At 29.8% G+C, this 7,990-nt stretch carries 6 protein-coding genes; all 6 read left to right on the forward strand.

Annotation, left to right across the window (positions count from 1 at the left end; translation table 11 throughout):
* Positions 1-73 precede the first annotated feature (73 nt).
* The 6 genes from KO515_RS15215 to KO515_RS15240 all read left to right on the forward strand — a co-directional run bounded on the left by KO515_RS15215 (position 74) and on the right by KO515_RS15240 (position 7,870).
* Positions 74-1,912, forward strand: a complete 1,839-nt coding sequence (locus KO515_RS15215) for a hypothetical protein (RefSeq protein WP_215937193.1) — start codon at positions 74-76, stop codon at positions 1,910-1,912.
* Between the two features lie 2 nt (positions 1,913-1,914).
* Positions 1,915-2,613, forward strand: a complete 699-nt coding sequence (locus KO515_RS15220; RefSeq protein WP_215937194.1) for a hypothetical protein — start codon at positions 1,915-1,917, stop codon at positions 2,611-2,613.
* Positions 2,614-3,210: 597 nt separating this feature from the next.
* The gene (locus KO515_RS15225; RefSeq protein WP_215937195.1) at positions 3,211-4,245 is read left to right on the forward strand and encodes a sensor histidine kinase; all 1,035 of its coding nucleotides are present in this window, start codon (positions 3,211-3,213) and stop codon (positions 4,243-4,245) included.
* Between the two features lie 4 nt (positions 4,246-4,249).
* A complete protein-coding gene (locus KO515_RS15230) occupies positions 4,250-5,005 on the forward strand; it encodes a LytR/AlgR family response regulator transcription factor (RefSeq protein ID WP_215937196.1) in 756 nt (251 codons plus the stop codon).
* Positions 5,006-5,247: 242 nt separating this feature from the next.
* Positions 5,248-6,303 (forward strand): hypothetical protein, encoded by a 1,056-nt coding sequence (locus tag KO515_RS15235; RefSeq protein ID WP_215937197.1) that lies wholly within the window; start codon positions 5,248-5,250, stop codon positions 6,301-6,303.
* Between the two features lie 946 nt (positions 6,304-7,249).
* On the forward strand, positions 7,250-7,870 hold the full coding sequence (locus KO515_RS15240) for a hypothetical protein (protein WP_215937198.1): 621 nt from the start codon (positions 7,250-7,252) through the stop codon (positions 7,868-7,870).
* Positions 7,871-7,990: the final 120 nt, after the last annotated feature.

Consider the following 7,990-nt stretch of genomic DNA (forward strand, 5'->3'; position numbering starts at 1 on the left):
AAATACTACCCTAATTATATACAACGACGTTGTAGCCCATTAGATAAATACTACAAATTGAAAAACTAGTGTTATGAAATTACGATTTAGATATATACTTTTTATAGTGAGTACTTTGTTTTTAACGAATTGTACATATGATTTTTCAGAGGATTCTTTCAAAGACATTCAAACAAATAATCCAAATGTAAATGTCATTTTAACAGGATTTTCAAATGGGGAACAAACAAGTTCTTCTAAAATAATACAATATACCATAACAGGGGCTGGAAACAATGAATTTGAAATGATTGTTAAAATTGACGGAACAGAAACCTATAGAAGTCAAGAAACAACAGGAGAATTTTATTTGTATGTGGATGAATTAACTGATGGAGAGCATGAATTAACTATTGAATATGCTCTCCCTACAAATTCTGGAAGTTTAGCTGATGCTTTAAATGGAGAATTTTTCGTTGGTTTGGCAGAATACAATTTTATAGTGGATAAAACTTTAGCAAATCCTTTTGGCATAGCGAGTATTAACATAAACCAAGGTTCAATCTTTATTACCTTAAACCCTATTTTAGATAATAATTTTGATGAAGCCTTCCTTGTCATTAAAAATGAATATGACTTTATTATAGAAGAAAGACCCATTTCTCAAGAGGATTTGTCCGATTTACAAATACATGATGATCAGACTATATTTTATAATCCCAGCTATGCCATCAAACTTAAAAATTCATTTACTGAAGATATTTCTGATTTTGTACTACTTCCCACCACAAAAATGAATTTTAGTATAGAACCTCTTCTCTACAGAGAATTTAAGTTAATTTACAATGAGCACCCATTATATGGCAATTTCGATACCATAGGATTATCTGGTTACACCTATCCTTTCTCCGGAGGTGCATTTGTTAATTTGAATCCTCAAGGAGGTGAAACAATTATTGATAAAGGCTTTTATTTTGGAGGAAATATTTTCTTAAATTTTAAAATCTTCAAAAACAATTCTTTATTTGGAGAACTAAATGAACAAATACCAGTTGGTGATAGTTTACCTATTTCGGAATTTGAAGACATAACCTATGTGCCATCTATAAACAAATATTTTATTGTAGAAATAACAAATTCAAACGAATTAATGATCTATCAGTTAAATGCAGAATCTTTTGAAATAGAAAACTCGCAAATACTAACAACATTAAGCTTTTCAGAAGATTTTAATTCATTAGAGTTCGACAATAATTCTGATAGAATATTATTAAATCTCAAAGAAAAAGCACTGGTATTTAATCCTATGACGTTCTCTATTGCTAACACTTACAATGCCGTTGACTTCAATGCTAACAAAGCAAATGCAGATACATATTTCAGAGGGAATTATATAATTTTAGAAGATTCCTGGGCTTCTGGTGAAGTATTGATTTATGACATCTCAACTGGAATTCAAAAATTTGGTATTAACAAAACAACCAACTTCTTTAGTGCCATAGATGCTACTTATTTTTATGCCAACGGTGATCTATACAAACTAGATTTTGGGGAATTCGTTTTTTTAAACACCATTCAAGATTCAAGATATAATACAGATGCACCTGATCTAGAACATATGACCTTTGATAAATTAAGCAATTCCGCCGTTTTTGGATGGTATAGAAGTACGTTTTATTTAGATTTATCTAACTATAACCAAACTTACATCTGGGACACAGAAATTGTTTATGATGTAAAATATACAGATACTGGAAAACCCTTTATAAATTGCAACCATTTTTCGGCAGGAAATAGATCTCATATCTATGACATTAATCTTAATGAAACCAAATTAATAGATACCTCTTTTCAACAGTCTTATCGCTATTTTAATGGTTATATTTTCTCACCTAACGGGTACGTTTTTGAATCTAACCTTTACACCAACTAATTATGAAAAAAACACAAGTTATTATTCTTCTAATGGCTTTTGTATATTTTAATGTACAAGCTCAAAATAATATCTCTGCTATAGCTGAAGTCAATTATAACACGTTTTCACATACTGATTTAAAAAACTTTCAGCTACAATTAAGAGACGATATCAATGAGGTAAATCTAGACGTTAATGATGATTTCGGAGCAAATATTGGTTATTCGTTTGGTATAAAAATCGAGGATATTAGTACGCAGTTTTTTGCTTCTTATAATTCTACTGGTGGTAAAATATCGTATTCAGATTACTCCGGACTAATTAGGTTAACTCAGCTATTAAAGGCGTATACATTTGGCGGAGAATACCAAATTAAGCTATCAGAAAACAGCAGTAAAAACGTGTTTTATTTCGGAGGAAGAGCTTTTGTTAATTATACCCAATTAGATTTAGAGAGTTATTCAAAAATATCTAATACGACCTCAACAGAATCCATTGACTTTAATTCCATTGATATCGGACTAGGTATAAGATTCATTTACGATATTCCTATTTCTGTCGTAAAATTGAGATTAAATCTTGGCTATGACTTAGTGTTAGGTGGAGAACTAAAATTAAAAGAAAACAATGATTTTACTTTAGAAGATGATGATGGAGATCGTGTAAATGCTGGCTGGAGCGGTTTTAGATCTGGTATTGGAATTGTCGTGCCTTTTTAAGACCATCATTTAAAGTAAGAAACAAAAAGCGACCCCATGTTGTCACTTCGAGTGTGCCAACCTTTCTGTCGGCATGTATCGAGAAGCATCACAACCAAGCATCAATCTATTTACAATGATCATATACAGCACTTAGATAACTCCAAAAACCACCCAACCCCTACAACCACCATTAAAAATGCTCAGCAACCGCTTCTTTTTTTTACACCATTACGAAAAACAGCAACCATAAATCTTGTAACTACCTTATTTTTATGGATATGCACTAAAACTACGTACTAAACTTTGCAAAGTATTGCGTAGTTTTATAAACTAAGAATAGAGTGCTATAGCTTTTGTTATCTGGAGTTAAGATAGGGATAACATGAGTGATTGTACTCATATAACAAGTTACCTGCAAGCTAAAAAAAAACGAATGAAGAAGACAATCCTACTTATTTTATTGCCAATATCAATTACTTCGTGCAAAAGTTAAGAGGAAATTGATTTTAAAGTTGGCTGCTTACCAAATTATTAAAAAATAACACTCTTGGAAATAAAAAACTAAATCAAATAGTTGAATCAAATATTTGATGTAGAATTGCAAAAAATAATGCGATGAAAAAAATGACATTGAGACAGTTCATGAAGTGGCAACTACTTGCTGTTGTCGTATTATTTGCTGTATTACATAACCTACAAAGGCAAATAGAACATTGGTATTTTTCGAAAACCCCTATTACATACGATTTTGAAAATTTTATCTTCGTTATTATTATATACCTTCAACTAATCATTATTTTATGCGCTATATTTTTCATTACTAGATGGTTAAATAAGGTAATGAGTTGGTCTAAAAACACACTTTTAAGAGCCTTCATTGAAATTATCATCTTTACTGTTATCACCAACACCTTCTTAATAACGTTTGAACAAATATATTTATACTTTAAAGTTGGGGCTTTTTTTAAACTCAATGATATTATCCTTTTATCAATGAATGGAACAATGATTAATTTCTTTCTTATTCCTATTGTAGAACTAACCTTGATATACTATTCTAAACTACAAACTGATCAGTATACAAAAGAGCTTCAAATTAAAAATGCTAAATTTGAATATGAATTGCTAAAAAACCAGATAGATCCTCACTTTTTATTCAATAGTTTAAGTGTTCTTAATTCATTAATAAATATAGATAAAAATCGCGCAAAAAAATTCACCAATAGTTTTTCGAATGTTCTTCGCCATGTTTTAGATTATAAAAACATTGATACGATCTCTTTAAAAGAAGAAAAATATTTTTTGGAGCAATACATTTACCTTATGAAAACAAGATTTGATGAATCATTACATGTGAATCTGGTTTTTTTAGATAAGCATTTGAAAAATAAAATTTTTCCAATGGTAACACAGTTACTTATTGAAAATGTCATTAAACACAATGAAATTTCTGATATTAATCCTATGACAATCAATATTTCTAGTACTGAAGAAGGAGTTATTATTTCTAATAAAATACGATTAAAAACAAGTACTCCTTCATGGGGTATTGGTTTAGAAAATATTAAAAATAGATACGCTAACGTTGGACAAACTATTCAAATTATGAAAGATGAAGACAACTTCAATGTTCTAATTCCATATATCTAAAAAAATGAAAATTCTAATTATCGAAGATGAAATATTATCACAGAAAGAACTCACCTTTCAACTCAACGCCTTAAATATTTCTGAAATTGTTCATTATATCTCAACTGTAAGAGAAAGTATAACTTGGCTTACTGAAAATTCAAATAAAATTGATTTGATTTTTATGGATATAGAGTTATCAGATGGTAATTGCTTTGAAATTTTTGAATCAGTTTCTATTAATACACCAATCATTTTCTTAACTGCTTACAGTAAACATGCCATTAAGGCGTTTAAGTTAAACAGTATTGACTATCTATTAAAACCGATAAATCCAAAAGAGTTAGATTTTGCGATTAATAAATTTAAAACATTAACTGTTGGTAAAATTAATTTTAATCCAGACTTATACAAAGAGTTTTATACTAAACCTAAAATAGAAAAAGCGAAAAGAATTTTAATTCAAACTGGCGATAATTTTAAATATATAAGTTTGAGTGAGATTGCCTATTTCGAGGCAAACGATAAATACACAACTGTAACTACATTTAAAGACCAAAAACACCTAGTAAATGATAGTTTAAATAATCTAGAAGAACGCTTACCACAAGAATCATTTTACCGCCCTAATCGTAAATACATTGTAAACATCAAAGCAATTATTAAAGCTTCAAAATATTTTAACAGTAGATTAAAATTACATATACATCCTATTCCAGAAAATGAAATTATTATTAGTAGAACTAATGTGAAAAACTTTTTAACTTGGATGGGAAATTAACATCACAAAACCGTTCTATAAATACGTTAGTAACCTATTATATTGAGGTATTTTAAAATTTGTAACCAATTTTACATCAATTCATCTTTAAAATAAGCCAACTGACTACTTCTATTATAATGTTCATCAGATATAGCTTTTTATTTAAATAGAATTCAACCAAATTTGTACTGACTATAATGTTTTCAACATAGAAAAAAGAATATGAGAAAATATAGATAATTAGTAATTAAATAAGTAAAATGAAAACAATAATTAAAATGAAAATGGGTAAGAAAATTATGTTTGCTCTAGCCGTTGTGGGATTAACATTCATGAACTGTACAAGCGATGATGATAGCGCAACAACTGACAGTTTAGCACCAACAATCACAGTCATCAGTCCAGAAATGAATCAAGATTATATATTAACATGGGGAGCAGGGTCGCCAAATGGAGAAACGGCTATCTTATCAGCAAGCTCTGTTGATAACGAAAGAATTAGTTACATAAACATTACTGTTGTTAATAGTGATGAAATTACTGTTCTTGAACAAACAATAGAAAACGAAACAACAAATGATTCTGAATTTACAGTTGAAACATACTACACTGCAGTAATAGCAGGAACATACTCGGTTGTATTTACCGCAACAGATTCTAGTGGAAACTCGCAAGCTTCAATGCCTGTCAAGTTTACTTTCAGTGGCGATACATCAGTTGAAAGTTGTATTATCCCGAACGCTAGTTTTGATAACTTTACAGAAATAACCGATGGGGACTTAACATATGAGTTGCCAAATTATTGGTCAGAAAGCACAGTATACAATTTTTACCGTGGTTCAATTGGGCGTGGTTTTTTTAGTAAATATGAAGGTAGTGATGCATCCAATGGAACAGCTCTTCAACTAAATCGTTCACAATCAGGCAGTGCTATAGAAACATTTAATAAAGGGTACGTACATTATGAATGTAATACAATACCAACAAAACTTATAGGCAGATATAAATTCAATGGTACAAGCAGTCTAGGCTCTATAGATAGATTAAGAATCGTTGTTAAGTTCAGTACTGCTTCAAATCCTGTAACGTCAGCGGAACTGGCTATTGACTCTGAAATAACAGGAGATTATGTTAAAACATTTGAAATAGAAACAGACACTAGTGAGTTTACTGATTTTGAAATTGATTTATCTGAATTTGAAGGTGTACCTACCCAGTTTATTAGTATACACCTTATGTTAAAAAGCGGATCTGGAGCTATTGGCAACGCTAATATTGCCACTGCTGTTATTGATGATTTAGAGTTTCTTTTTTAGTAAAATCAAATATAAATTTTACGTCATAAACGGAATCGTTTTCTGTGTAGAAGTATCTCAATTTAATAATTAAGCCAAAAAGACACCTTTTATCTAAGGTGTCTTTTTTTATTTTTAAATAACTAATTTTATTACTTAGATGTTATATCTGCCAATTCATTGGTGCATCTGCTTCGCTCAAATGGTATATCTAAAAAGCCTTCTACAAAAAACTAAAAACTCAACAGAAAAGAAATAGATCATTAAAAATGATTAAAAGGGTTAAAGACTACCTTAAAAAAGTAGGCTCTAAACAATACTTTTAGATTTAGACAGTTGTGCATCAATTGGAGGAATACTAGAAACGTATGAACTGAAAGACGAAAACGGAATTAAATTGAGTGGAGAAATAGACCGTAATGCTTATGAATATTTTCACGAATCGAATAAATAACAAACTGTGAAATTTCATAAACCACTATTTTCAACAATTGTAATAATTGTGTTAATATTTTCGTTGAAAAGCTATTACGAACTTCAAGAGTGGATAAAAGCAAATCCAGAACTTGATGGGATTACAAAAAAAAATGATTCATTTCGATACACTTTTTTTATTCGTATTAATAATTGGAATTTATGAAATGTTGACAAAACCAAGTTTGTTTAAAAATATCATTCTTCAGCAATTATTCCAATCGTTGATTTTAAATTTGGAGTTTATAATACTGTTTGGTTTTCAGTAATAATAGCAACTGTTCTAATTATAATCTGAATTGGGAAATATGGAATTTAAAAAAAAGAATAGAAAGCTGAATAAAGCCTGCAGGTAACATCGTGTATAATTAATGGCTGGTTCTCGCCTACTTACGAAAGTCCTCGCAGACTTTCTATCTGTGATTTATTTGCTAAATTAGTTGCTTAACCACGCAACTAATCATACACAAACACGTTGTAGCCAATTAGAAAAATGAAAATCCGAATGATAATTACAATAGGAATAGTTTTGGCTCTTTTTGCTTTTCTTTACTTTTCAAAAAGTAATACAGAAAATCCGAAAACCGAATTGACCAATAAAGAATATCGTGCTGAAGGAACTATTTTCTATCACGAAGATGACTATTGTCAAATAGAAATAGTACCGAGAGAAAACCTATCCGAATTAATAAAACAAGCGGAGAATATAAGTGACTTCTCAACTGAAAATGGATATTCTGATATTTATGTAAGAGAAGAAAATAAAGTCAGTTTAAAGTCTAAAGAAATCAACAAATCTGAACTTGAAAGTTTGTTAGTGAAACTTGGAACTGAAAAGCATTCCGAAATTATAACTGGATACGGAAGTAATTATAGAGTGAAAAGTGAAAATACAATCGGGTTTGGGAAAGATTATTCAGCGGTTTATTTCGACTTTGAGAATGACATTGTGAAAAATATATGGATTACAAATCTTGACGGACTGAATCACGAAAACGTAATCAATGTGCTTTCGGAAATTGGAAAAAAATGGAATTTATTAATGATGGATTGGAATAGTTCTGAATTAATAGACTTGTCGAATAAAAAAATGATTGAAAAATATTTAAAATAACTAGCTACAACACCGTGTATAATTAATTGCTTTGTTCTAGCCTACTTGCGAATATTCCTTCGGAATATTCACGGGTTCGTAAATGTTTGCTAACTTAGTCACTAAACCACGCAACTAACC

The organism is Winogradskyella psychrotolerans (assembly GCF_018860545.1).
GTDB classification, from domain to species: Bacteria; Bacteroidota; Bacteroidia; order Flavobacteriales; family Flavobacteriaceae; genus Winogradskyella; species Winogradskyella psychrotolerans_A.